Source organism: Streptomyces sp. CA-294286, from assembly GCF_050947155.1.
Taxonomy (GTDB): domain Bacteria; phylum Actinomycetota; class Actinomycetes; order Streptomycetales; family Streptomycetaceae; genus Streptomyces.
Map to the genome: position 1 here is coordinate 5,389,148 of NZ_CP192005.1, position 22,548 is coordinate 5,411,695.

The 22,548-nt window shown below is 71.8% G+C and carries 18 protein-coding genes; 17 read left to right on the forward strand and 1 reads right to left on the reverse strand.

Features of this window, described 5'->3' with window-relative positions; translation table 11 throughout:
* Window positions 1–2: 2 nt before the first annotated feature.
* The 12 genes from ACQPZG_RS28575 (at window position 3) to ACQPZG_RS28630 (ending at window position 15,194) form a co-directional block, all read left to right on the forward strand.
* Complete coding sequence (locus ACQPZG_RS28575; protein ID WP_433548567.1) at window positions 3–1,289, forward strand: dihydroorotase; 1,287 nt, start codon at window positions 3–5, stop codon at window positions 1,287–1,289.
* Window positions 1,286–1,906, forward strand: coding sequence for a hypothetical protein (locus ACQPZG_RS28580; protein ID WP_433548568.1), 621 nt, complete (start codon window positions 1,286–1,288; stop codon window positions 1,904–1,906). The genes ACQPZG_RS28575 and ACQPZG_RS28580 overlap by 4 nt, the downstream gene beginning before the upstream one ends.
* Entirely contained in the window at window positions 1,903–3,039 is a 1,137-nt protein-coding gene (gene carA / locus ACQPZG_RS28585) for a glutamine-hydrolyzing carbamoyl-phosphate synthase small subunit (protein WP_433548569.1), read from the forward strand. Before ACQPZG_RS28580 ends, carA begins: the two co-directional genes overlap by 4 nt.
* On the forward strand, window positions 3,032–6,343 hold the full coding sequence (gene carB / locus ACQPZG_RS28590; RefSeq protein WP_433548570.1) for a carbamoyl-phosphate synthase large subunit: 3,312 nt from the start codon (window positions 3,032–3,034) through the stop codon (window positions 6,341–6,343). The genes carA and carB overlap by 8 nt, the downstream gene beginning before the upstream one ends.
* A 79-nt stretch (window positions 6,344–6,422) precedes the next feature.
* A complete protein-coding gene (locus tag ACQPZG_RS28595; protein WP_433548571.1) occupies window positions 6,423–7,535 on the forward strand; it encodes a quinone-dependent dihydroorotate dehydrogenase in 1,113 nt (370 codons plus the stop codon).
* On the forward strand, window positions 7,532–8,371 hold the full coding sequence (gene pyrF, locus ACQPZG_RS28600; protein WP_433548572.1) for an orotidine-5'-phosphate decarboxylase: 840 nt from the start codon (window positions 7,532–7,534) through the stop codon (window positions 8,369–8,371). The genes ACQPZG_RS28595 and pyrF overlap by 4 nt, the downstream gene beginning before the upstream one ends.
* A gap of 257 nt (window positions 8,372–8,628) precedes the next feature.
* Window positions 8,629–8,952 carry an integration host factor gene (locus ACQPZG_RS28605; protein WP_014157387.1) on the forward strand — a complete coding sequence of 108 codons (324 nt, stop codon included), beginning with the start codon at window positions 8,629–8,631 and terminating at the stop codon, window positions 8,950–8,952.
* A 96-nt stretch (window positions 8,953–9,048) separates the two neighbouring features.
* A complete protein-coding gene (gene gmk / locus ACQPZG_RS28610; RefSeq protein ID WP_433548573.1) occupies window positions 9,049–9,642 on the forward strand; it encodes a guanylate kinase in 594 nt (197 codons plus the stop codon).
* A gap of 81 nt (window positions 9,643–9,723) precedes the next feature.
* Window positions 9,724–9,996 carry a DNA-directed RNA polymerase subunit omega gene (gene rpoZ, locus ACQPZG_RS28615; protein ID WP_003970369.1) on the forward strand — a complete coding sequence of 91 codons (273 nt, stop codon included), beginning with the start codon at window positions 9,724–9,726 and terminating at the stop codon, window positions 9,994–9,996.
* A gap of 103 nt (window positions 9,997–10,099) precedes the next feature.
* Window positions 10,100–11,326 (forward strand): bifunctional phosphopantothenoylcysteine decarboxylase/phosphopantothenate--cysteine ligase CoaBC, encoded by a 1,227-nt coding sequence (coaBC, locus tag ACQPZG_RS28620; protein WP_433548574.1) that lies wholly within the window; start codon window positions 10,100–10,102, stop codon window positions 11,324–11,326.
* A 258-nt stretch (window positions 11,327–11,584) separates the two neighbouring features.
* Window positions 11,585–12,793, forward strand: a complete 1,209-nt coding sequence (gene metK, locus ACQPZG_RS28625; RefSeq protein ID WP_433548575.1) for a methionine adenosyltransferase — start codon at window positions 11,585–11,587, stop codon at window positions 12,791–12,793.
* Window positions 12,794–13,022: 229 nt separating this feature from the next.
* Window positions 13,023–15,194: a primosomal protein N' gene (locus ACQPZG_RS28630; protein ID WP_433548576.1), complete on the forward strand. Its 2,172-nt coding sequence runs from the start codon at window positions 13,023–13,025 to the stop codon at window positions 15,192–15,194.
* 72 nt (window positions 15,195–15,266) lie between these two features.
* Here the strand turns inward: ACQPZG_RS28630 and ACQPZG_RS28635 are convergent, their stop codons facing one another.
* Window positions 15,267–15,908, reverse strand: coding sequence for a hypothetical protein (locus ACQPZG_RS28635; protein WP_433548577.1), 642 nt, complete (start codon window positions 15,906–15,908; stop codon window positions 15,267–15,269).
* A 293-nt stretch (window positions 15,909–16,201) separates the two neighbouring features.
* On the opposite strand from ACQPZG_RS28635, the gene fmt reads away from it, so the two are divergent.
* From fmt to ACQPZG_RS28660, 5 genes are all read left to right on the forward strand, one after another.
* Complete coding sequence (gene fmt / locus ACQPZG_RS28640; RefSeq protein ID WP_433548578.1) at window positions 16,202–17,143, forward strand: methionyl-tRNA formyltransferase; 942 nt, start codon at window positions 16,202–16,204, stop codon at window positions 17,141–17,143.
* A gap of 34 nt (window positions 17,144–17,177) precedes the next feature.
* Complete coding sequence (locus ACQPZG_RS28645) at window positions 17,178–18,656, forward strand: RsmB/NOP family class I SAM-dependent RNA methyltransferase (RefSeq protein ID WP_433548579.1); 1,479 nt, start codon at window positions 17,178–17,180, stop codon at window positions 18,654–18,656.
* A 298-nt stretch (window positions 18,657–18,954) separates the two neighbouring features.
* Window positions 18,955–19,641 (forward strand): ribulose-phosphate 3-epimerase, encoded by a 687-nt coding sequence (gene rpe, locus ACQPZG_RS28650; protein WP_433548580.1) that lies wholly within the window; start codon window positions 18,955–18,957, stop codon window positions 19,639–19,641.
* 150 nt (window positions 19,642–19,791) lie between these two features.
* Entirely contained in the window at window positions 19,792–20,805 is a 1,014-nt protein-coding gene (locus ACQPZG_RS28655; RefSeq protein ID WP_433549587.1) for a sugar-binding transcriptional regulator, read from the forward strand.
* A 266-nt stretch (window positions 20,806–21,071) separates the two neighbouring features.
* Window positions 21,072–22,514: a GuaB1 family IMP dehydrogenase-related protein gene (locus tag ACQPZG_RS28660; protein ID WP_433548581.1), complete on the forward strand. Its 1,443-nt coding sequence runs from the start codon at window positions 21,072–21,074 to the stop codon at window positions 22,512–22,514.
* Window positions 22,515–22,548: the final 34 nt, after the last annotated feature.

The following is a 22,548-nucleotide window of genomic DNA, read 5'->3' on the forward strand; positions in this document are numbered from 1 at the left end:
TCATGAGCAAGACCCTGATCCGTGGTGCGAAGGTGCTGGGCGGCGAGGTCCAGGACGTACTGATCGACGGCGAGACGATCGCCCAGGTCGGTACCGGTCTCGAAGCCGGGGACGCGACCGTCGTCGAGGCCGGAGGCAAGATCCTGCTGCCGGGCCTCGTCGACCTGCACACCCACCTGCGCGAGCCGGGCCGCGAGGACTCCGAGACCGTCCTCACCGGCACCCGCGCCGCCGCCTGCGGCGGCTACACCGCCGTGTTCGCCATGGCCAACACCTTCCCCGTCGCCGACACCGCCGGCGTCGTCGAGCAGGTCTGGCGGCTGGGCCAGGAGTCCGGCTACTGCGACGTGCAGCCCATCGGCGCCGTCACCGTCGGCCTGGAGGGCAAGCAGCTCGCCGAGCTCGGCGCGATGCACGACTCCGCCGCCGGCGTGAAGGTCTTCTCCGACGACGGCAAGTGCGTCGACGACGCCGTGATCATGCGCCGCGCCCTGGAGTACGTGAAGGCATTCGGCGGCGTCGTCGCCCAGCACGCCCAGGAACCCCGCCTCACCGAGGGCGCCCAGATGAACGAGGGCGTCGTCTCCGCGGAACTCGGACTCGGCGGCTGGCCCGCCGTCGCCGAGGAGTCGATCATCGCGCGCGACGTGCTGCTCGCCGAGCACGTCGGCTCGCGGGTGCACATCTGCCACCTGTCGACCGCCGGTTCCGTCGAGATCGTCCGGTGGGCGAAGTCGCGCGGCATCGACGTGACGGCCGAGGTCACCCCGCACCATCTGCTGCTCACCGACGAGCTGGTCCGCTCGTACAACCCCGTCTACAAGGTCAACCCGCCGCTGCGCACCGAGAAGGACGTCATGGCGCTGCGCGAGGCGCTCGCCGACGGCACGATCGACATCGTCGCCACCGACCACGCCCCGCACCCGCACGAGGACAAGGACTGCGAGTGGGCCGCCGCCGCCATGGGCATGGTGGGCCTGGAGACCGCGCTGTCCGTCGTCCAGCAGACGATGGTGGAGACCGGGCTGCTCGACTGGGCCGGTGTCGCCGAGCGCATGTCGTACGCCCCGGCCGTCATCGGCCGGCTGGAGGGCCACGGCCGTCCCGTCTCGGCGGGCGAACCCGCGAACCTCACCCTCGTCGACGCCGCTTACCGTGGACAGGTGGACCCCGCGGGCTTCGCCTCCCGCAGCCGCAACACCCCCTACCAGGGGCGCGAGCTGCCGGGACGCGTCACCCACACCTTCCTGCGGGGCCGGGCAACGGTCGTGGACGGGAAACTCGCGTGACAACTCTCACTGTGCTGGCAATCGAAGCCGAGAAGAAGTCGGCGGAGGTGACCGACTGGGGCGCGCGCATCGCCTGGGTGGTCGGCCTGCTGATCTTCGTGGCCTTCGTGTACTGGCTGATGCGCCAGGGCTGGAAGTGGCGGGGCACCCTCCAGTCGGACCTGCCGCCCCTCCCCGAATCGCCGACCGGGCCCGGTGAGGCGAAGCTGAGGACGAGTGGCCGGTACCACGGGTCCACGACCGCCGGGCAGTGGCTCGACCGGATCGTGGCCCGGGGCCTGGGCACCCGCAGCAGGGTCGAGCTGACGCTCACCGACCAGGGCATGGACGTCGTACGGCCCGGGGCGGACGACTTCTTCGTACCCCGCGCCCAGCTCGTCGCGGCCCGCCTCGACAAGGGCATCGCCGGAAAGGTCCTGGCGGAGGGCGGCCTGCTGGTCGTCACCTGGGAACACGGCGGCAAGCAGATCGACTCGGGCTTCCGCTCCGACAGGGCGGCCGAACACACGGCCTGGGTCGAGGCCATCAACTCCATGACCGACAGCTCCACGACCGACAGCTCCACGGGCAACAGCTCCACGAAGACCGCAGGCACTACGGAAGGCACCGCACGATGACGATCTCCACCCGGGGAGCCGGCCAGGCTCCCGCCGTACTCGTCCTGGAGGACGGCCGCAGCTTCCGCGGCCGCGCCTACGGGGCCGTGGGGGAGACCTTCGGCGAGGCGGTGTTCAACACCGGCATGACCGGCTACCAGGAAACCCTCACCGACCCCTCGTACCACCGTCAGGTCGTCGTGATGACCGCCCCGCACGTGGGCAACACCGGCGTCAACGACGAGGACGACGAGTCGAAGAAGATCTGGGTCGCGGGCTACGTCGTACGGGACCCCGCCCGCGTCCCGTCCAACTGGCGCGCCCGGCGCACCCTGGACGACGAGCTGAGCGCCCAGGGCGTCGTCGGGATCTCCGGCATCGACACCCGCGCCCTCACCCGCCACCTGCGCGAGCGCGGCGCCATGCGCGTCGGCATCTTCTCCGGCGAGGCACTGGCCGACGAGGCCACGCTCCTTGCGCGGGTCCAGCAGGCCCCGCAGATGAAGGGCGCCGACCTCTCCGCCGAGGTCGCCACCGAGGAGACGTACGTCGTCCCCGCGATCGGTGAGAAGCGCTTCACCGTCGCCGCGATCGACCTCGGCATCAAGGGCATGACCCCGCACCGGATGGCCGAACGCGGCATCGAGGTGCACGTGATGCCCGCGAGCGCCACGGCCGAGGAGCTGTACGCCGTCAACCCGGACGGCGTCTTCCTCTCCAACGGCCCCGGCGACCCGTCGACCGTCGATCTCACCCTGATCAAGGCCGCGCTGGCGAAGAAGACGCCGCTGTTCGGCATCTGCTTCGGCAACCAGATCCTCGGCCGGGCGCTCGGCTTCGGCACGTACAAGCTGAAGTACGGCCACCGCGGCATCAACCAGCCGGTGCAGGACCGCACCACCGGCAAGGTGGAGATCACCGCGCACAACCACGGATTCGCCGTCGACGCACCCCTCGACGAGGTCTCCGACACCCCCTACGGCCGGGCGGAGGTCTCCCACGTCTGCCTGAACGACGACGTGGTGGAGGGCCTGCGGCTCCTCGACCAGCCGGCCTTCAGCGTCCAGTACCACCCCGAGGCGGCAGCGGGTCCGCACGACGCCGCGTACCTGTTCGACCGCTTCGTAGAGCTCATGGAGGGCCAGCGTGCCTAAGCGCACCGATATCCAGTCCGTCCTGGTCATCGGCTCCGGCCCGATCGTCATCGGCCAGGCCGCGGAGTTCGACTACTCCGGCACCCAGGCCTGCCGCATCCTCAAGGCCGAGGGCCTGCGGGTCGTCCTGGTCAACTCGAACCCGGCGACGATCATGACCGACCCGGAGATCGCCGACGCCACGTACGTCGAGCCGATCACCCCGGAGTACGTCGAGAAGATCATCGCCAAGGAGCGTCCCGACGCCCTCCTGCCGACCCTCGGCGGCCAGACCGCGCTCAACACGGCGATCTCCATGCACGAACAGGGCGTGCTGGAGAAGTACGGCGTGGAGCTGATCGGCGCCAACGTCGAGGCCATCAACAAGGGCGAGGACCGCGACCTCTTCAAGGGCGTCGTCGAGGCCGTCAAGGCGAAGATCGGGTACGGCGAGTCCGCCCGCTCGGTCATCTGCCACACCATGGACGAGGTCGTCGCGGGCGTCGACACGCTCGGCGGCTACCCCGTCGTCGTGCGCCCCTCCTTCACCATGGGCGGCGCCGGGTCCGGCTTCGCCCACGACGAGGAGGAACTGCGCCGCATCGCGGGACAGGGCCTCACACTCTCGCCGACCACCGAGGTGCTCCTGGAGGAGTCCATCCTCGGCTGGAAGGAGTACGAGCTGGAGCTGATGCGCGACAGACACGACAACGTCGTGGTCGTCTGCTCCATCGAGAACTTCGACCCGATGGGCGTGCACACCGGAGACTCCATCACCGTCGCCCCGGCGATGACGCTGACCGACCGCGAGTACCAGCGGCTGCGCGACATCGGCATCGCGATCATCCGCGAGGTCGGCGTCGACACCGGCGGCTGCAACATCCAGTTCGCGGTCAACCCCGACGACGGCCGCATCATCGTCATCGAGATGAACCCGCGCGTCTCCCGCTCCTCGGCGCTCGCCTCCAAGGCCACCGGCTTCCCGATCGCCAAGATCGCCGCCCGCCTGGCCGTCGGCTACACGCTGGACGAGATCCCCAACGACATCACCGAGAAGACCCCGGCCTCCTTCGAGCCGACCCTCGACTACGTCGTCGTCAAGGTCCCGCGCTTCGCCTTCGAGAAGTTCCCGGCCGCCGACGCCACCCTCACCACCACCATGAAGTCGGTGGGCGAGGCCATGGCGATCGGTCGCAACTTCACCGAGGCGCTCAACAAGGCGCTGCGCTCCCTGGAGAAGAAGGGCAGCCAGTTCAGCTTCACCGGCGAGCCCGGCGACAAGGCCGAACTGCTCGAACTCTCCCAGGTCCCCACCGACGGCCGCATCAACACCGTCATGCAGGCCATCCGGGCCGGCGCCACCCAGGAGGAGGTCTTCGACGCCACGAAGATCGACCCCTGGTTCGTCGACCAGCTGTTCCTGATCAAGGAGTACGCGGACGAGCTGGCCGCCGCCGACAAGCTCGACCCCGAGCTGCTCGCCGACGCCAAGCGGCACGGCTTCTCGGACGTCCAGATCGCCGAGATCCGCGGCCTGCGCGAGGACGTCGTCCGCGAGGTCCGCCACGCGCTGGGCGTGCGCCCCGTCTACAAGACCGTCGACACCTGCGCCGCCGAGTTCGCCGCGAAGACGCCGTACTTCTACTCCTCGTACGACGAGGAGTCCGAGGTCGCGCCCCGCGAGAAGCCCGCCGTGATCATCCTGGGCTCCGGTCCGAACCGCATCGGCCAGGGCATCGAGTTCGACTACTCCTGCGTCCACGCCTCCTTCGCGCTCAGCGACGCCGGCTACGAGACCGTGATGGTCAACTGCAACCCGGAGACGGTCTCCACCGACTACGACACCTCCGACCGCCTGTACTTCGAGCCCCTCACCCTCGAAGACGTGCTGGAGATCGTCCACGCGGAGTCCCTCGCGGGCCCGATCGCCGGTGTCATCGTCCAGCTCGGCGGCCAGACCCCCCTCGGCCTCGCCCAGGCGCTCAAGGACAACGGCGTCCCCGTCGTCGGCACCCCGCCGGAGGCCATCCACGCCGCCGAGGACCGCGGCGCCTTCGGCCGCGTGCTCGCCGAGGCCGGCCTGCCGGCGCCCAAGCACGGCACCGCCACCACGTTCGACGAGGCCAAGGCCATCGCCGACGAGATCGGCTACCCGGTCCTGGTGCGCCCGTCGTACGTGCTCGGCGGCCGCGGCATGGAGATCGTCTACGACGAGACCCGGCTCTCCTCGTACATCGAGGAGTCCACCGAGATCGGCCCGGACCGCCCCGTCCTGGTCGACCGCTTCCTCGACGACGCCATCGAGATCGACGTCGACGCCCTCTACGACGGCCACGAGCTCTACCTCGGCGGCGTCATGGAGCACATCGAGGAAGCCGGCATCCACTCCGGCGACTCGGCCTGCGCACTGCCCCCGATCACCCTCGGCGGCTTCGACATCAAGCGGCTGCGGATCTCCACGGAGGCCATCGCCAAGGGCGTCGGGGTGCGCGGACTGATCAACATCCAGTTCGCCATGGCCGGGGACATCCTCTACGTCCTGGAAGCCAACCCGCGCGCCTCCCGCACCGTCCCCTTCACCTCGAAGGCGACCGCGGTGCCGCTCGCGAAGGCCGCCGCCCGCATCTCGCTGGGCGCCACCGTCGCCGAACTGCGCGCCGAGGGCATGCTGCCGAAGACCGGCGACGGCGGCACGCTGCCGCCCGACGCGCCGATCTCCGTCAAGGAGGCCGTGATGCCGTGGAGCCGCTTCCGCGACATGCACGGACGCGGCGTCGACACCGTGCTGGGCCCGGAGATGCGCTCCACCGGCGAGGTCATGGGCATCGACTCGGTCTTCGGCACGGCGTACGCCAAGTCGCAGGCCGGCGCGTACGGCCCGCTGCCCACCAAGGGCCGCACCTTCATCTCGGTCGCCAACCGGGACAAGCGCTCGATGATCTTCCCGGCGCGCGAGCTCGTCGCCCACGGCTTCGAACTGCTCGCCACCTCCGGCACCGCCGAGGTCCTCAAGCGCAACGGCATCAACGCCACCGTCGTGCGCAAGCAGTCCGAGGGCGAGGGCCCGAACGGCGAGAAGACCATCGTCCAGCTGATCCACGACGGCGAGGTCGACCTCATCATCAACACCCCGTACGGCACGGGCGGCCGACTCGACGGCTACGAGATCCGCACGGCCGCCGTGGCCCGTTCCGTACCCTGCCTCACCACGGTCCAGGCGCTCGCCGCCGCCGTCCAGGGCATCGACGCCCTCAACCGCGGCGACGTGGGGGTCCGCTCCCTCCAGGAACACGCGGAACATCTGACCGCGGCCCGCGAGGACTAGACCGCAGGGGAGGGGGACACCGGAAACGGTGTCCCCCTCTTCGCGAGCCCGCCCTCCCCACAGACTTCCGAAGGCACCCATGTACAAGTTCTTCTTCGACCTCGTCTTCAAGCGGATGGACCCCGAGAAGGCCCACTACCTGGCCTTCCGCTGGATCCGCCTGGCCGCCCGCGTCCCCGTCCTGCGCACCTTCGTCGCCGCCGCCCTCGCGCCCCGGTACGAGGAGCTGCGCACCGAGGCCCTGGGCCTGCGCATGCACGGCCCCTTCGGCCTGGCCGCCGGTTTCGACAAGAACGCCGTCGCCATCGACGGCATGACCATGCTCGGCTTCGACCACGTCGAGATCGGCACCGTCACCGCGCAGCCGCAGCCCGGCAACCCCAGGAAACGCCTCTTCCGCCTGCTCGCCGACCGCGCGCTGATCAACCGCATGGGCTTCAACAACGAGGGCTCCGAGGCGGTGGCCGCCCGCCTGGCCGCCCGCAACCCCGTCTTCAAGACCACCGTCGGCGTCAACATCGGCAAGACGAAGGTGGTCCCCGAGGCGGAGGCCATCGCCGACTACGTGACCTCCACCGAGCGGCTGGCCGCCCACGCCGACTACCTCGTCGTCAACGTGTCGTCCCCGAACACCCCCGGCCTGCGCAACCTCCAGGCCACCGAGTCGCTGCGCCCGCTGCTCACCGCCGTACGGGAAGCAGCCGACCGGACCGTCACCGGCCGCCGCGTCCCGCTCCTGGTCAAGATCGCCCCCGACCTCGCGGACGAGGACGTCGACGCCGTCGCCGACCTGGCCCTGGAACTCGGCCTCGACGGCATCATCGCCACCAACACCACCATCGCCCGCGAGAGCCTCGGCCTGAAGTCCTCCCCCGAGCTGTACGGCGAGACCGGCGGCCTCTCCGGCGCACCCGTCAAGGCCCGCTCCCTGGAGGTCCTGCGCCGCCTGTACGCCCGCGTGGGCGACGACCTCACCCTCATCGGGGTGGGCGGCATCGAGAACGCCGAGGACGCCTGGCAGCGCATCCTCGCGGGCGCGACCCTGATCCAGGGTTACAGCGCCTTCGTCTACGAGGGCCCCTGCTACGCCCGCGCCATCCACAAGGGCCTGGCCGCGCGCCTCGCCAACAGCCCGTACAAGACCCTCGCCGAGGCCGTCGGCGCCGACACCCGTAAGAAGGCCGCCGCATGACTGTGACCCCCTTCGGTACGCGACTGCGCGCCGCCATGAACACCCGTGGCCCCCTCTGCGTCGGCATCGACCCGCACGCCTCCCTCCTGGACGCCTGGGGCCTGGCCGACGACGTCCGGGGCCTGGAGACCTTCACCCGCACCGTCGTCGAGGCGCTCGCCGACCGGGTCGCCGTCCTCAAGCCGCAGTCCGCGTTCTTCGAGCGGTTCGGCTCGCGCGGCATCGCCGTCCTGGAGAAGGCCGTCGAAGAGGCCCGCGCGGCCGGGGCCCTGGTCCTGATGGACGCCAAGCGCGGCGACATCGGCTCGACCATGGGCGCGTACGCGGCCACCTACCTCGACCCCGCGTCCTCGCTGTTCTCGGATGCGGTCACCGTCTCCCCGTACCTCGGCTTCGGCTCGCTGCGCCCGGCGCTCGACCTGGCCGCCGCGAACGGCGCGGGCGTCTTCGTCCTGGCCCTCACCTCCAACCCGGAGGGCGCAGAGGTGCAGCGCGCCACCGCCGCCGACGGCCGCTCGCTGGCCCAGCTGATGCTGGACCACATGGCCGCCGAGAACGCGGGCGCCGAGCCGATGGGCTCCGTCGGCGCGGTCGTCGGCGCGACGCTGGGCGACGCGGGCGCGAACCTCGCGATCAACGGCCCGCTGCTCGCCCCCGGCATCGGCGCGCAGGGCGCGACCCCCGCCGATCTGCCCAAGGTCTTCGGCTCCGCGGTCGGCAACGTCGTGCCGAGCGTGAGCCGCGGGGTCCTGCGCCACGGACCCGGCCGGAGCGGACTGCGGGACTCCGCCCAGCGGTTCGCGGACGAGGTGCGCGAGGCCGTTTCGGCCTCCTGACCACCCGGCCGGGAGCGTTCCGGGTGCGCAGTTGACGAATTCATCAGCCAAAACTCGGTCGGTATCGGCAGAAATGTCCAGCTCGTCTGAGGCTGACCAGGACTTTTGGTCCGTTCTCACTGACGGGAGCGGCCATCCCCGCTAGTCTCCGACGAGAGCAAACACACAGCTCCACCGTGTGTTTGGTCACCGAGTGCGGGGTTACTAGCTCCACACCGGTCCGTATCCGACAGTTCGACATCCGAGGTGACGTAGGCGTGGCTCTTCCGCCCCTTACCCCTGAACAGCGCGCAGCCGCGCTCGAAAAGGCCGCCGCGGCTCGCCGGGAGCGGGCCGAGGTCAAGAATCGACTCAAGCACTCCGGCGCTTCCCTCCACGAGGTCATCAAGCAGGGCCAGGAGAACGACGTCATCGGGAAGATGAAGGTCTCCGCACTCCTGGAGTCCCTGCCCGGCGTCGGCAAGGTCCGCGCGAAGCAGATCATGGAGCGGCTCGGCATCTCCGAGAGCCGCCGGGTGCGCGGTCTGGGCTCCAATCAGATCGCATCCCTGGAGCGGGAGTTCGGCGGCAGCGCCGCCTGAGCGTCCCCCGTGGACGCCCCGGCGGTTCTCCCCGTCCTCACGCAAGGCGGTTGACTCGCGGTCCGGGCACGCCCGGGAAGCTGGAATAATCGCTCCATGGCTGCAACATCCCGGGGGACGACCCCCGCACCCCCGGACGCACGTCCGCGGCTGACCGTGCTCTCCGGCCCCTCCGGGGTCGGCAAGAGCACGGTCGTCGCGCACATGCGCAAGGTCCACCCCGAGGTCTGGCTGTCCGTCTCGGCCACCACCCGCAAGCCGCGTCCCGGCGAGCGGCACGGCGTCCAGTACTTCTTCGTCTCCGACGAGGAGTTCGACAAGCTGGTCGCCAACGGGGAACTGCTGGAGTGGGCCGAGTTCGCGGGCAATCGTTACGGCACCCCGCGCGCCGCCGTCTCCGAGCGTCTGGAGGCGGGCGAGCCCGTACTGCTGGAGATCGACCTCCAGGGGGCACGCCAGGTCAAGGAGTCGCTCGCCGACTCCCAGCTGGTCTTCCTCGCGCCGCCGAGCTGGGACGAACTGGTCCGCCGCCTGACCGGCCGCGGCACCGAGTCGCCCGAGGTCATCGAGCGCCGACTGGCTGCCGCCAAGATCGAACTCGCCGCCGAGGCGGAGTTCGACACCACCCTTGTCAACACCTCCGTCGAGGACGTAGCACGTGAGCTGCTAGCCTTGATGGAAGTTGTTTGATCTTTGTCCACTTTTTTCGGGCGGCCCAGAAGACCGGTTCTCCGGAAGCCGGGTGTCCCGGAAGTTTTCGGAAGGTAGAGCGTGTCCTCTTCCATCACCACGCCCGAGGGCATCATCAACCCGCCGATCGATGAGCTGCTTGAGGCCACGGACTCCAAGTACAGCCTCGTGATCTACGCGGCCAAGCGCGCGCGCCAGATCAACGCGTACTACTCCCAGCTCGGCGAAGGCCTGCTGGAGTACGTCGGTCCGCTGGTGGACACCCACGTCCACGAGAAGCCCCTCTCGATCGCCCTGCGTGAGATCAACGCGGGTCTGCTGACGTCCGAGGCCATCGAGGGCCCCGCGCAGTAGGCATAACAGAGCGTCTTCACCACAGGCCCGACGGCACGCCCGTCGGGCCTGTGGTGTGTGATGGGTCCTGTACGCACGTGTGTCGAAGCGGGGAGCTGTGACTGTGGAGAAGCCGAAGGTCGTCCTGGGGGTCAGCGGGGGCATCGCCGCCTACAAGGCGTGCGAGCTGCTGCGCCGGCTGACGGAGTCGGGCCACGACGTACGGGTCGTGCCGACGGAGGCATCCCTGCACTTCGTGGGCGCGGCCACCTGGTCGGCGCTGTCCGGCAACCCGGTCTCCGCCGAGGTGTGGGACTCCGTCCACGAGGTCCCGCACGTCCGCATCGGCCAGCACGCGGCCCTCGTCGTCGTCGCCCCCGCCACCGCGGACATGCTCGCCAAGGCGGCCCACGGCCTCGCCGACGACCTCCTGACCAACACCCTCCTCACCGCCCGCTGTCCGGTCCTCTTCGCCCCGGCCATGCACACCGAGATGTGGGAGCACCCCGCCACCCAGGAGAACGTGGCCACGCTGCGCCGCCGCGGCGCGGTCGTCCTGGAGCCGGCCGTCGGCCGGCTGACCGGCGTCGACACCGGCAAGGGGCGCTTCCCCGACCCCGTCGAGATCTTCGAGACCTGCCGCCGGGTCCTGGCCCGCGGTGCCGCCGCACCCGACCTCGCCGGCCGTCACGTCGTCATCAGCGCGGGAGGCACCCGCGAACCCCTGGACCCGGTGCGCTTCCTGGGGAACCGATCCTCCGGCAAGCAGGGGTACGCCCTCGCGCGCACCGCCCTCGCCCGGGGCGCCCGGGTCACGCTCATCGAGGCGAACACCGGGCTGCCCGACCCGGCGGGCGCCGACATCGTCCGTGTCGGAACGGCGGTGCAGCTCCGCGAGGCGGTCCTGCAGGCCGCGGCGGACGCCGACGCGGTGGTGATGGCCGCGGCGGTCGCCGACTTCCGCCCCGAGACCTACGCCACGGGCAAGATCAAGAAGCAGGACGGCCACGAGCCCGCGCCGATCGCCCTGGTCCGCAACCCGGACATCCTCGCCGAGCTCGCCGGCGGCGGTGCGCAGGAGCGGCCGCGTCCCGGACAGGTCGTCGTCGGATTCGCCGCCGAGACCGACGACGTCCTCGCGAACGGGCGCAGGAAGCTCCGGCGCAAGGGCTGCGACCTGCTCGTCGTCAACGAGGTCGGGGAGCGCAAGACCTTCGGCTCGGAGGAGAACGAGGCCGTGGTGCTCGGCGCGGACGGGACGGAGACCCCGGTGCCGTACGGCCCCAAGGAGACTCTCGCGGACCTCGTGTGGGACTTGGTCGTTCCTCGTCTCGATCAGAGCCGCCGGTAGAGCCGCGAGGCCCGGGACCGCGCTCCGCCCCCTCCGGAAGCCCGAAAACCCGCAATAGTAGGATTTTTGGCCCCTGGCGGAGATCGCTTTCCGTGCTGCACAATGCAGTGCCGCCGATCACATGACTCCCATTCGGTGAGACACGTGGTCCGGCGGGCAGGCACGACCGATAAAGTGGTGGCGGACCGATGCCGGGCGCAGCTCCCGTGCCGGTCCGCCAATGATCAGCCAGCAGCCGCTGCAACCCCAGGGAGCGTTGTGTCCCGTCGTCTGTTCACCTCGGAGTCTGTGACCGAGGGCCACCCCGACAAGATCGCTGACCAGATCAGCGACACGATTCTCGACGCGCTCCTGCGGGAGGACCCGACGTCCCGGGTCGCCGTGGAGACCCTGATCACGACGGGCCTCGTGCACGTCGCCGGCGAGGTCACCACGAAGGCGTACGCGCCGATCGCGCAGCTCGTGCGCGAGAAGATCCTCGACATCGGCTACGACTCCTCGAAGAAGGGCTTCGACGGCGCCTCCTGCGGCGTGTCGGTGTCCATCGGCGCCCAGTCCCCGGACATCGCGCAGGGTGTCGACACCGCGTACGAGAAGCGGGTCGAGGGCGATGAGGACGAGCTCGACAAGCAGGGCGCGGGCGACCAGGGCCTGATGTTCGGCTATGCCTGCGACGAGACCCCGGAGCTGATGCCGCTCCCGATCCACCTCGCGCACCGGCTGTCGCGCCGTCTGTCCGAGGTCCGCAAGAACGGGACGATCCCCTACCTGCGCCCCGACGGCAAGACCCAGGTCACCATCGAGTACGACGGTGACAAGGCCGTCCGCCTGGACACGGTCGTCGTCTCCTCGCAGCACGCCTCGGACATCGACCTGGAGTCCCTGCTCGCCCCGGACATCCGCGAGTTCGTCGTCGAGCACGTCCTCAAGCAGCTCGTCGAGGACGGCATCAAGCTCGACACCGAGGGCTACCGCCTCCTGGTCAACCCGACCGGCCGCTTCGAGATCGGCGGCCCGATGGGCGACGCCGGCCTGACCGGCCGCAAGATCATCATCGACACGTACGGCGGCATGGCCCGCCACGGCGGCGGCGCCTTCTCCGGCAAGGACCCGTCCAAGGTCGACCGCTCGGCCGCGTACGCGATGCGCTGGGTCGCCAAGAACGTCGTCGCGGCCGGCCTCGCCGCCCGCTGCGAGGTCCAGGTCGCGTACGCGATCGGCAAGGCCGAGCCGGTCGGACTCTTCGTCGAGACCTTCGGCACCGCCACCGTCGACACCGACAGGATCGAGCACGCCATCGCGGAGGTCTTCGACCTGCGCCCGGCCGCGATCATCCGCGACCTCGACCTGCTGCGCCCGATCTACTCGCAGACCGCCGCCTACGGACACTTCGGCCGCGAGCTGCCGGACTTCACGTGGGAGCGCACCGACCGGGTGGACGCGCTGAAGCAGGCCGCGGGTCTCTGAGCCCCGTCCGCCCCGGTCTCTCTCCGGGCCCGCGGATCCCGACCTGCTGAGGGACGCCGCCGGTTCCGTTTCGCGAGGGCCCCGGACCGCTTGACGCGGCCCGGGGCCCTCGCGTTTCCCGTACGGCTCCCACCGCCGGTCCGGCAGCGGTCCGCGGGCCGAGGCGGTCGCCGAACGCAGCGGCGGCGACGGACGTCGGCTGTCAGAGGGGTCTGGTAGGTATGGGGCTGTGAGCAGCGAGAACGAGGGGCAGCAGGGTGGGCAGGGCGGTCCGCAGGACGGGCCGCCCGAGCAGCTCGCGCTGATGCGGGAGTTCCTGCGGCACGAGAAGCAGGTGCCGAAGGCGAAGCCGCGGACGTGGCGGGGAGCGCCGCTGGCCAAGGAGCTGCCCGTCGCACGGGTCATGGTCAACAAGGGCGTGCTGCATCTCGACCGGTACTTCGACTACGCGGTGACCGAGGAACTGGACGCGGACGCGCAGCCGGGGGTGCGGGTGCGGGTGCGGTTCGGGGCGGGCGCACACCGGGTGCGGGACGGGCGGCGGGAGGGCGGCGGCCTGATCGACGGGTTCCTGGTCGAGCGGGTCGCCGAGTCGGACTACCCCGGACCGCTGGCGGCGCTGGCCCAGGTGGTGTCGCCGGAGCCGGTGTTGAGCCCCGAGCTGCTGGGACTGGCCCGCTCGGTGGCCGACCGGTACGCGGGCAGCCTGGCGGACGTGCTGCAACTCGCGATTCCGCCGCGGAACGCGAAGGCGGAGAAGAAGGAGTTCCCGGCCGCGCTCCCCGCCCCGGAGCCTCCCGGCACGGGCAGCTGGGGCCGGTACGAGCAGGGGGCGGCGTTCCTGGAATCGCTGGCCCGGGGCGGGGCGCCGCGAGCCGTGTGGACCGCGTTGCCCGGAGCCCTGTGGGCCGAGGAGATCGCGCGGGCGGTCACGGCGACGCTCGCGTCCGGGCGGGGGGCGCTCGTCGTGGTGCCCGACGGCCGGAGCGTGGAACGGGTGCACACGGCGCTCGGCGAGGTGCTCGGGGAGGGGCGGCACGCGGTGCTGACCGCCGACGCCGGGCCCGAGAAGCGCTACCGGGAATGGCTGGCCGTGCGGCGGGGAGCGGTGCGGGCCGTGGTGGGGACCAGATCGGCGATGTTCGCGCCGGTCAGGGACCTCGGTCTGGTCGTGGTGTGGGACGACGGGGACCAGAACCTCAGCGAACAGCACGCCCCGTTGCCGCATGCGCGGGAGGTGCTGGAACTGCGGGCCACGCAGGACCGGTGCGCGTTCCTGCTGGGCAGCACGAGCTGCACTGTCGAGGCCGCGCAACTGGTGGCGAGCGGCTGGGCCCGGCCGTTGGCGGCCTCGCGCGAGGTGGTGCGGCAGGCGGCCCCGCTGGTACGGACCGTGGGGGACCTGGAGCTGGCCCGGGACGGCGCGGCGCGGGCCGCCCGGCTGCCGAGCCTCGCCTGGCAGGCGGTACGGGACGGGCTGAAGTCGGGGCCGGTGCTCGTGCAGGTGCCGCGTCGTGGGTACGTTCCGCGGCTGGCGTGCGAACGGTGCCGGACGCCCGCACGGTGCACGCACTGTGCGGGGCCGTTGGAAGCGGCCGACGCGAGGGAGCTGCACTGCGGCTGGTGCGGACGGGGGGAGGCGCAGTGGCGGTGCGCGGAGTGCGGGTTCCACCGGCTGCGGGCACAGATCGTGGGAGCGCGGCGGACCGCCGAGGAGCTGGGACGGGCGTTCCCGGCCGTGCCGGTGCGGACCTCGGGACGGGACCATGTGCTCGACGTGGTGCCCGGGGCGCCGGCGCTGGTGGTGAGTACGCCGGGGGCCGAACCGGTGGCCGAGGGCGGATACGCGGCGGCACTGCTGCTGGACGGATGGGCCATGCTCGGACGGCCCGACCTGCGGGCCGGGGAGGAGGCGCTGCGGCGGTGGATCGCGGCGGCCTCGCTCGTCCGCGGGCAGGCCGAGGGCGGCACGGTCGTGATCATGGCGGAGCCGACGCTGCGGCCCGTCCAGGCGCTGGTGCGCTGGGACCCGGTGGGCAGCGCCCAGCGCGAGCTGGCCGAGCGCGCGGAGCTGGGCTTCCCGCCGGTGTCCCGGATGGCGGCGGTGAGCGGGAAGCCCGAGGAGGTCGCGGAGTTCCTGAGGGTCGTCGAACTTCCGCAGGAGGCCGAGGTGCTGGGACCCATTCCGCTGCCGGTGACGGACGCGGGGCGACCCCGCCGCCCGCAGGACCCGCCGGTGGGGGAACGCTGGGAGCGGGCGCTGGTACGGGTGCCGCCCGGACGGGGCGCGGGGCTCGCGGCGGCGCTGAAGGCGGCACAGGCGGCGCGGATGGCACGGGGCGGGACCGGAGGGCCGGGGGAAGGGGTGCGGATCCGGGTGGACCCGCCGGACATCGGGTGAGCGTGTGGGGGTGTGGGGGGCAGTGCGCGGGGCCCCCGCCGTGGGGCGAGGGCCCGGGGCGCGGGGGTTAGGTCAGCCGTTGCGGGGGGCGGGGAAGGGGCGGGTCTCCTCACGGACGGACTGGCCGCCCGCCGTCGGCTGTGGCGGCATGGAGCGTGCGGCGGGGACCGCGGGGAGGACTCCGGGCACGGTCCGCTTCGTGATCGGCGCGGCCGGCGCCATGGTTCCGGTCCCGGTGCTCCCGGCGGTCAGCGGGCCGGCCGACGCGGTTGCGGCGGAGGGGCCCGCCACAGGGGCGGCGAGCGGCGCGGCGGCGGGGTCCGTGCCGTGGAGGTCCGTGGCGGGGGCCTGGGCGGACTGGGGCGCGGTCCGGCGTGCGCCGTAGCGGCGGTGCACGGCCTGTTTGGTGACGCCGAGCGCCGAGCCCACCGCGTCCCACGAGAAGCCGAGCGAGCGGTCGAAGTCGACGGCGGCGGTCACCAGGGTCTCGACGCTGTCGCGCAGTTCCTGCGCGAGGCGGACGGTCGGGGCGGGCGCCCGCCCGTACACGACGAACCCCGTGGAGGGGCCGGAGCGACGCGGACGGTAGACATTGCCCAGCTGGGCGGTGAGGGTACGCAGTGCGTCCACCTGCCGGCGGACCCGCTCGATGTCCCGTACCAACAGGTGCAGGCTGGCCCGCGCTTGGGCGTCGTGGGTTGCGTGGTCGGCCATGAAGAAGCCTCTCGAACCGGCGTTGATGAAGAAGGACGAAGCAGGACGGGACCGCCGCTGCGGCGACCCGTTTCGGTCAATCTCTTTTGACCAACGCGCCACCGGGCGTTGGGGTCACGCTCCAGGGGCGTGTCCGCATATGCGCGGGGCGCACGGACGTGCGTACGCCCCCTCGGGCGGGTGCCGTGCCGCGCCCATAGACTGGTGCGCTGCCCGATTCCGTACCACCGTCGGCCGCCCGGCAGTGCCGTGGGCGGCCCTCCCGGCCGCCCGAACGAGAGGCTCGTACACCTATGAAGCTCGTCTTCGCCGGTACCCCCGAGGTCGCCGTGCCCGCCCTGGACGCCCTGATCGACTCCAAGCACGAGGTCGTCGCCGTCGTCACCCGGCCCGACGCTCCGGCCGGCCGCGGCCGGCGAATGGTCGCCTGCCCCGTCGCGGAGCGGGCGGAGGAGGCCGGGATCGAGGTGCTCAAGCCGGTGAAGCCGCGCGACGAGGATTTCCTGGCGCGACTGCGCGAGATCGGACCCGACTGCTGCCCGGTCGTCGCGTACGGGGCACTGCTGCCGAAGGCCGCGCTGGAGGTTCCCCGGCAGGGGTGGGTCAACCTGCACTTCTCGCTGCTGCCCGCCTGGCGCGGCGCCGCTCCCGTACAGCACTCCCTGATGGCGGGCGACGAGGTGACCGGCGCGTCGACCTTCCAGATCGAGCAGGGGCTCGACTCGGGGCCGGTGTACGGGGTGATCACCGAGGACGTACGGCCGACCGACACGAGCGGCGACCTGCTGACCCGGCTCGCGTTCGCCGGGGCGGGGCTGCTGGTCGCGACGATGGACGGCATCGAGGACGGCACGCTCAAGCCCGTGCCGCAGTCCGCCGACGGCATCACCCTCGCCCCGAAGATCACCGTCGAGGACGCCAGGATCGACTGGCACGCGCCCGCACTGCGCGTGGACCGGGTCGTGCGCGGCTGCACGCCCGCCCCCGGCGCGTGGACCGTCTTCCGCGGCGAGCGGCTCAAGCTGGTGCAGGCGGCGCCGGTGACCGACCGGACCGACCTCGCCCCGGGCGAAATCGCCGCGGGCAAGAACAACGTCTTCGTCGGGACCGGTTCGCACGCCGTCGAGCTGCTCTGGGTGCAGCCGCAGGGCAAGAAGCCGATGCGGGCCGCCGACTGGGCACGCGGCGTGCGGATCGCCCCCGGGGAGACGCTGACCACGGCGGAAGTACGCTGAGGGGGTTCGACCCTGACGACAAGCGGAGCACCTTGTGAGCGACCAGAAGCCCCGGCAGACCCACGCGAAGGCCGGTAACAGCGGTCCCCGCAAGCCGTACAAGCCGCACCGCAAACCCCAGAAGGACCCCGTCCGCTTCCTCGCGTTCGAGGCCCTGCGCGCCGTCGACGAGCGCGACGCCTACGCCAACCTGGTGCTGCCGCCGCTGCTGAAGAAGGCCCGCGAGAAGAACGAGGGCTTCGACGGGCGCGACGCCGCGCTCGCCACCGAGCTGGTCTACGGGACGCTGCGCAGGCAGGGCACGTACGACTCGGTCATCGCGGCCTGCATCGACCGGCCGCTGCGCGAGGTCGACCCGCCCGTGCTCGACGTGCTGGCGCTGGGCGCGCATCAGCTGCTCGGCACCCGCATCCCCACTCACGCCGCCGTCTCGGCGAGCGTGGAGCTGGCGCGGGTGGTGCTCGGCGAGGGCCGGGCGAAGTTCGTCAACGCGGTGCTCCGCAAGATCTCCCAGCAGGACCTGGACACCTGGGTGGAACAGGTCGCTCCGCCGTACGAGGACGATGCCGAGCAGCACCTCGCCGTCGTCCACTCGCACCCCCGCTGGATCGTCTCCGCCCTGTGGGACGCGCTGGGCGGCGGCCGGGCGGGCATCGAGGACCTCCTGGAGGCGGACAACGAGCGGCCCGAGGTGACCCTGGTGGCCCGGCCCGGCCGGTCCACCACCGACGAGCTGCTGGACGTACTGGGCGAGGAGTCCGGACTGCCGGGCCGCTGGTCGCCGTACGCGGTACGGATGGCCGAGGGCGGCGAGCCGGGTGCGCTGGACGCCGTGCGGGACGGGCGCGCGGGCGTGCAGGACGAGGGCAGTCAGCTCGTCGCCGCGGCGCTCGCCGACGCGCCGGTCGAGGGGCGCGACGAGCACTGGCTCGACGGGTGCGCCGGCCCCGGCGGCAAGGCCGCCCTGCTGGCCGCCCTCGCTTCCGAGCGCGGCGCGGTGCTGCTGGCCGCCGAGAAGCAGCCGCACCGGGCCCGTCTCGTCGAGCAGGCGCTCGCCGGGAACCCGGGCCCCTACCAGGTCGTCACCGCGGACGGGACCCGGCCGCCGTGGCTGCCGGGGAGCTTCGACCGGGTGCTGATGGACGTGCCGTGCTCGGGTCTCGGCGCGCTGCGTCGCCGGCCGGAGTCGCGGTGGCGTCGCCGCCCGGAGGACCTGGACGGCTTCGCTCCCTTGCAGCGGGAACTGCTGCGGCAGGCGCTGAAGGCCGTACGGGTCGGGGGCGTCGTCGGGTACGCGACGTGCTCGCCGCACCTCGCGGAGACGCGGGTCGTGGTGGACGACGTGATCCGGGGCAAGGGAGCGGGCAACGAGCCCTTCGAGGTGGAGTGGGTGGACGCGAGGCCGCTGATGCCGGGGGTTTCGTTGCTGGGGGAGGGGCCGGATGTGCAGCTGTGGCCGCATGTGCATGGGACGGATGCGATGTATCTGGCGTTGTTGAGGCGGGTGGGGTAGGAGGGTTCACGGGGCTGGTCCTGCGGGGGCGTGGGCGTACGCGGGGTGGCGGGGCGTACGGCGGGGGGTGCACCTTCGGTGCGTGCCGGCCCCTTGCCCGCCCTCTCCCCGGCACTCGGCTTCGCTCGTGCAGGCGGACCCCCTGCCCCGGGGGCGGTCCCGTCGCCGCCCAAGGGGGCCACGGCGTGCGGGCTACGGCGTGCGGCCCCACTGTCCGAGGGAGCCAGGGGGCGAGCGCGTTTGCCGCTTGGGGGCTACCGGGGGTGGGCGCGGGGGTGGGGCATGGCACGCTTGGGGCATGGCAGCGCAGATCAATCCCAGCATCCTGTCCGCGGACTTCGCCCGGCTCGCCGAGGAGGCGAAGGCCGTCGAGGGAGCCGACTGGCTCCATGTCGACGTCATGGACAACCACTTCGTCCCGAACCTCACTCTGGGCGTCCCCATCGTCGAGTCGCTGAGCAGGGCCACGGACATTCCGCTGGACTGCCACCTCATGATCGAGGACCCGGACCGCTGGGCCCCGCAGTACGTGGAGGCGGGCGCGGGATCGGTGACCTTCCACGCCGAAGCCGCCGCGGCCCCCGTCCGCACCGCCCGCGAGATCAGGGCCAAGGGCGCCCGCGCCTCCATGGCGCTCAAGCCGGCGACGCCGATCGAGCCGTACGAGGACCTGCTCCCCGAGCTGGACATGCTGCTGATCATGACCGTCGAGCCCGGTTTCGGCGGCCAGTCCTTCCTCGACATCATGCTGCCGAAGATCCGCCGCACCCGGCAGCTCATCGCCAAGCACGGCCTCCAGCTGTGGCTCCAGGTGGACGGCGGGGTCTCCGCGACCACGATCGAGCGGTGCGCGGAGGCGGGAGCGGACGTGTTCGTCGCGGGTTCGGCCGTCTACAACACCGACGACCCGGCCGCCGCCGTACGGATGCTCCGCAGCCAGGCCGACGAGGCCACCGCGAAGGCTCCCTGGGCCTGCGCCCACTGAGCGGCACCGCGGCAGCGGGACGGCCACGGTAACAAGAAGGCAAAATGAACGTGGCCCGCAGGGCTGATCAAGGTCCGTCGCATCTGACAGGATGAACGACGAACCATTGTGTGAACCTGAAACAGAGGTAAGGAGATCGCGGTGTCTGCGATGTCAGCGGGCCGGTCGGCCATGCGGATGGGACCCGCTGAGCTGGTGCAGGCGGCGGCCATGGCCCGCCGTTTCTACTTGGAGGGCAAGTCCAAGATCCAGATCGCCGAGGAGTTCGGCGTGAGCCGCTTCAAGGTGGCCCGGGTCCTGGAGACCGCCCTGGAGCGCGATCTCGTGCGGATCGAGATCCGCGTCCCCGCCGAACTGGACGCGGAGCGCTCCGACGCGCTGCGCGCCCGGTACGGCCTGCGGCACGCGGTGGTCGTCGAGTCCCCGGCGGACGCCGCCGACGACGCCCCCGATCCGGAGAACCTGGGCGAGGTCGCGGCCGACCTCCTCGGCGAACTCGTCAACGAGGGCGACGTGCTCGGCCTGGCCTGGGGCCGGTCCACCATCCACATGGCCGCCGCCCTGCACCACCTCCCGCCGTGCACGGTCGTGCAGTTGACCGGCGTGTACGACGCGGGAACGGCCGAGCGCGGCTCCGTCGAAGCCGTCCGCCGGGCCGCGCAGGTCTCCGGCGGCGAGGCGCATCCCATCTACGCGCCGATGCTGCTGCCGGACCCCGCCACCGCCGCCGCCCTGCGCAACCAGACCGGGATCGCCCGCGCCTTCGACTACTTCGACAAGGTGACCGTGGCGTGCGTGTCCATCGGCTCCTGGGAGCCGGGGATCTCCACCGTCCACGACATGCTCACCGACGAGGAGCGCTCCCACTACGCCTCCCTCGGTGTCGCCGCCGAGACCTCCGCGCACCTCTTCGACGCGGAGGGCCGCCGGGTCGGCCGGGACCTCGGCGAGCGCTGCATCACCGTCGAGGCGGACCGGCTGCGGCGCATACCGGAGGTGGTGGCTATCGCGGGCGGGCTCCGCAAGGCGGCCGCGATCGACGCCGTGCTGCGTTCCGGTCTCGTCACCAGCCTGGTCACGGACACCGCGGCCGCGGACTACCTGCTCGGTGCGGGCGGACCGCCGCCGCGTCCGGCCCTGGACAGGTCCGACCCGGACGACTGAGCCGGCCGCGGCCCGTACGCACGCGAGGGGCGGGGCAGGTGCGGATGATGCGCGAAGGCCCGTACGGACGAAGCCCGTACGCGTGCGAGGGGGCGACCGGCGGCAGGCCGGGCGTCCCCGTTGGAGCATCCGCCCACGTGGCGGCCCCCGGCCTGGAGGATCCGCCGGGTCGCGAACCCGGACAGTCGTGGGAGAATCAAGTACGTGCGTTTTCCCCCGGGCTGAAATGCCCCGGGGCCAACACCGAACGACTGGATGTTCCGCGCGTGCGTTTCCTCAACGATCTCAAGCCGCCGTACGACCTCACGTACGACGACGTCTTCATGGTGCCGAGCCGTTCCGCGGTCGGTTCCCGCCAGGGCGTGGACCTTTCCTCGCCCGACGGCACCGGTACCACGATCCCGCTGGTCGTCGCCAACATGACCGCCATCGCCGGCCGCCGCATGGCGGAGACGCTGGCCCGCCGCGGCGGGCTCGTCGTCATCCCGCAGGACATTCCGATGGAGGTCGTCACCGAGGTCGTCTCCTGGGTGAAGACCCGGCACCTCGTGCTCGACACCCCGATCGTGCTGGCCCCCACCCAGACCGTCGCCGAGGCGCTGTCCCTGCTGACCAAGCGGGCGCACAACGCGGGAGTCGTCGTGGACGACGACCAGAAGCCCGTCGGCGTCGTCACCGACCAGGACCTGACCGGGGTCGACCGCTTCACGCAGCTCTCCGAGGTCATGTCCAAGGACCTGCTGCTGCTCGACGCGGACATCGACCCGCGCCAGGCGTTCAACACCCTCGACGCGGCCAACCGCCGCTACGCCCCGGCCGTGGACGGGGACGGCCGCCTCGCCGGCATCCTGACGCGCAAGGGCGCCCTGCGCGCCACCCTCTACACCCCCGCCGTCGACGCGGAGGGCAAGCTGCGCATCGCCGCCGCCGTCGGCATCAACGGCGACGTCGCGGGCAAGGCCAAGCAGCTCCTCGACGCGGGCGTGGACACGCTCGTCGTGGACACCGCGCACGGCCACCAGGAGTCGATGATCGCCGCGGTCAAGGCCGTGCGCGCGCTCGACCCCCGGGTGCCGATCGTGGCGGGCAACATCGTCGCCGCCGAGGGCGTCCGGGACCTGATCGAGGCGGGTGCCGACATCATCAAGGTCGGTGTGGGTCCCGGCGCGATGTGCACGACGCGCATGATGACCGGTGTCGGCCGACCGCAGTTCTCCGCCGTGATGGAGTGCGCCGCCGAAGCCAGGAAGCACGGCAAGCACGTCTGGGCCGACGGCGGCGTACGGCACCCCCGCGACGTGGCCATGGCGCTCGCCGCCGGTGCGTCCAACGTGATGATCGGTTCCTGGTTCGCCGGCACGTACGAGTCGCCGGGCGACCTCCAGCAGACCGCCGACGGACGCTGGTACAAGGAATCCTTCGGCATGGCCTCCGCCCGCGCGGTGAAGAACCGTACGAGCGAGGAGTCGGCGTACGACCGGGCCCGCAAGGCGCTCTTCGAGGAGGGCATCTCCACCTCGCGCATGTTCCTCGACCCGGCCCGGCCGGGCGTCGAGGACCTGATCGACTCGATCATCGCGGGCGTCCGGTCCTCCTGCACGTACGCGGGGGCGGCCTCCCTGGAGGAGTTCGCCGAGAAGGCGATCGTGGGCGTGCAGAGCGCGGCCGGCTACGCGGAGGGCAAGCCGCTGCACGCGAGCTGGAGCTAGGCGCGGCGCCGGCCGGGCGGTCCTGGCGGCCCGT